Raw genomic sequence first — 3200 nt, 5'->3', positions numbered from 1 at the left:
TTAAAATAATATTTATAGAAAATTATTTATGTGGAAAATAACGAAGGCAAATTTTTGGAAAAAATGGATTTAATATTATTTTAGGTAGTTAGAGGGTTGAGGAACCTAGGGAAAGATAGGAAAAGTCCTATGAAAAGGATGGGATACTGGAAGACCCTTAGAATAAGAACTTTCTCAAGAAAAAATTATTTAAAGACAGGAAGCTAAAATCAAGTTACCAGAAGGCCTGATAAAGTTGTTGAAAAAAGCAGATACGATAGAAAGAAAGCTGGTAAGAGAAAGTAAAAAATTAACACCAAATAGGATCTTTAAATTAATTCAAGAAACAATCCTAAAAATATGTCTAAATATCTATATGAACTTTTAGGTATATCTAGGTCTGGATATAAGAAGGATTTCCGTTCTATAAAAATGAGTCTAGAAAATAAATTTGATTTATAATATAGTAGAAAATCAATTCAAAGAATCATGAATAAGTATAATATTATATTTCCTCACAGAAAATCAAATGGCTACAGGAGGATTGTAAAAGCTAGAAAAGAGCATCATGTAGTTCCTAATAAACTAAATAGGGAATTTAAGCAAAGCATTCCAGCTAAAGTGCTATTAACTGACATTACATATTTACCAGAAGGCATATTTGTTAGAATTTTACAACTGTAAAAGATTACAAGGGAACTTTAAGCATCATGAGACCTCTTGAATACAGAGCTCATGATGCTTAAAATTTTATTTTTTTCTATTGTCTACTTGACAAGGTGCAGTTCAACATTGGCCTAAGGCTCTTTTTTTATTATATATGACAAAACTAGACAAAACTAGATAAAGGATAAACCCTCTTTTTATAGTATACTAATATATAAGACTTAAATTAGGAGGGAAAGTTTTGCACATATCAATGGAGATGATGAATAACATTTTAGTTGTAAAATTAACAGGAGAGCTAGATCACCATAGTGCTGAGTCTACTAGAAAGAAAATAGATAAAGCAATTATGGAAAACAATTCAAAAAACATAATAATGGATTTAAAAGATTTAAGCTTTATGGATAGTTCTGGTATTGGACTCATCATGGGTAGGTATAAGAACATAAGTGAAAAAAACGGTGAATTATTAGTGATAAGTGATAATCCATATGTAGACAGAATATTAAAAATGTCAGGCTTATTGAAAATTATAAAAGCTTATCCAAAATTAGATATAGCTTTAAAGAATATATAAGAGGTGAGAAAATGGGAAAAAACTATATGAAATTAGAATTTTCAAGTAAATCTAGTAATGAATCTTTTTCAAGGGTAGTAGTGGCAGCTTTTGCAGCCCAATTAGATCCTACTATAGAAGAATTATCAGATATAAAGACTGCTATATCCGAAGCGGTTACAAACTCTATTATACATGGATATGAATATGGAGATGGTATTATAAAAATAGAGGCTACTGTAGAGAATAATACTATAAAAATAATTGTTGAAGATTCTGGTAAGGGTATCTCAAATCTAGAGAAAGCAATGGAACCTTTTTATACATCAAAACCTGATTTAGAAAGATCGGGAATGGGATTTACTGTTATGGAAACTTTTATGGATGAATTAACAGTAGAAAGTAATGATTCTAAAGGTACTAGAATTATAATGACTAAAAAAATAGAGAATCTCCCAAATAAGGAGAGATAAATATGAAAACAGGGGAATCAAAACGAGTTCTTTTATCTCATGAAGTGACCATGGATTTAATAAAAAAAGCACAAGAAGGCAGTCAGGAAGCAAAAGAAAAATTAGTTGAACATAATATTGGACTTATAAAATCTGTGCTAAGAGGTTTCAAAAATAGGGGATATGAGATAGACGATTTGTTTCAAATTGGAAGTATTGGGTTATTAAAAGCTATAGATAAATTTGATACTACTTTTAATGTTAAATTTTCAACTTATGCAGTACCTATGATTATGGGGGAGATAAAAAGGTTTTTAAGAGATGATGGATTGATAAAGGTTAGTAGATCTTTAAAACAGACAGCGGCGCAAACTAAAAATGCTAGGGAATTGCTTTTTAAAAATTTAGGTAGAGAACCAACTATAAATGAAATTTCCGAGGAAATTGGGATAGATTATGAAGATATAGTTATGGCTTTGGAAGCTTCATATCACCCTGAATATCTACATAGTGTTATATACCAAGATGATGGAGCACCTTTATATTTAATTGATAAGATAGATGCAGAAACTGATACTGATGATGAAACTATAGTAGATAATATAATGATAAGGGAAGTATTAAATAAATTAGAAGAAAGAGATAGAAAAATAATAATATTGAGATATTTTAAAGATAAAACTCAAGTAGATGTAGCTAAGCTTCTTGGTATCTCTCAAGTACAAGTTTCAAGAATAGAAAAACGTGTAATAAATCAAATAAGGAAACTTATGGTAAAGGCATAGTATATGCCTTTTTTTTTGTGTTTTTTTCATATTATTTATTTTTTGGTATTAAAAATACTTTTATGTAGATAATAATATTTAATGAGGTGAAAAATATGAAAACGATGAATAGTAGAAAAAGATATTTTCATATAATATGTACTATTCTATTCATTATTATGATTACAATTTCTTTAGGACTTAAGAAGACAGAGGAAATAGAAGAAAAAAAAATAGAAAAAGCTACATTTGTAAAAAATAGTAATAAAGGAGAAATATACTTTGAATAAGAAAATTGTATATATCTTATTAAGTAAAAAACAGTCTATATCTACAAATCAAAAAATATATATAAAGGATATAGCAAAGGTAAATTCTAAAGATCCTAAACTAAAAAAAAGTATTGAAAATTTAAATATATATAAAAGTAAAAAAGAAGAAAATTGGGATTTTATAAATACTTATGATATTACTGAAAAAATAGAAAAGAAATATAAAGATGTAGATATAAACCTATTAGGGCCTCCAGAAGTATTGTTAGAAATAAAATCACCAGAAAAATCTAGGCCTATAATACAGTTTTTTAAAATATTATCTATTTGTATAATTTTATTTTTAGGTTCAGGTATTGCTATAGTAAACTTTCATGAAGATGTAAATATGGAAAAATCAATAGAAAAAATATATTATACGGTCACTGGAGAGAAAAAATCTAAACCAAAGATTATTACAATACCATATTCTATTGGAATTGGTATTGGTGTTATAACCTTTTTTTCAAGA

General features: G+C 27.2%; 5 protein-coding genes and 1 pseudogene. All 6 read left to right on the top strand.

The annotated features are described in order from the left end of the window. Positions 1-312 precede the first annotated feature (312 nt). Positions 313-627 (top strand): annotated as a pseudogene (locus tag ACTHW2_RS10110) (IS3 family transposase); the annotation flags it as partial. Between the two features lie 259 nt (positions 628-886). Continuing rightward, a complete protein-coding gene (gene spoIIAA / locus ACTHW2_RS10105; protein WP_442263797.1) occupies positions 887-1222 on the top strand; it encodes an anti-sigma F factor antagonist in 336 nt (111 codons plus the stop codon). 11 nt (positions 1223-1233) lie between these two features. Then, positions 1234-1674 carry an anti-sigma F factor gene (gene spoIIAB, locus ACTHW2_RS10100; RefSeq protein ID WP_442263796.1) on the top strand — a complete coding sequence of 147 codons (441 nt, stop codon included), beginning with the start codon at positions 1234-1236 and terminating at the stop codon, positions 1672-1674. A 2-nt stretch (positions 1675-1676) separates the two neighbouring features. Further along, on the top strand, positions 1677-2438 hold the full coding sequence (sigF, locus tag ACTHW2_RS10095; RefSeq protein WP_442263795.1) for an RNA polymerase sporulation sigma factor SigF: 762 nt from the start codon (positions 1677-1679) through the stop codon (positions 2436-2438). Between the two features lie 95 nt (positions 2439-2533). Beyond that, entirely contained in the window at positions 2534-2707 is a 174-nt protein-coding gene (locus tag ACTHW2_RS10090) for a hypothetical protein (RefSeq protein WP_442263794.1), read from the top strand. Beyond that, a partial coding sequence (locus ACTHW2_RS10085; RefSeq protein ID WP_442263793.1) for a stage V sporulation protein AA occupies positions 2700-3200 on the top strand: 501 nt, incomplete at its 3' end. The genes ACTHW2_RS10090 and ACTHW2_RS10085, both read left to right, overlap by 8 nt.

The sequence above is a fragment of the Tissierella sp. genome (assembly GCF_052089545.1).
GTDB lineage: Bacteria > Bacillota > Clostridia > Tissierellales > Tissierellaceae > Tissierella_A.
Note: the sequence above shows the minus strand (reverse complement) of the source record. Positions and strands in the feature narration are given on the sequence as shown.

Bases quoted from the DNA above. Each gene is read 5' to 3' on its own strand.
- sigF (WP_442263795.1), top strand. From the start codon at position 1,677: ATGAAAACAGGGGAATCAAAACGAGTTCTTTTATCTCATGAAGTGACC.
- ACTHW2_RS10090 (WP_442263794.1), top strand. From the start codon at position 2,534: ATGAAAACGATGAATAGTAGAAAAAGATATTTTCATATAATATGTACT.
- spoIIAB (WP_442263796.1), top strand. From the start codon at position 1,234: ATGGGAAAAAACTATATGAAATTAGAATTTTCAAGTAAATCTAGTAAT.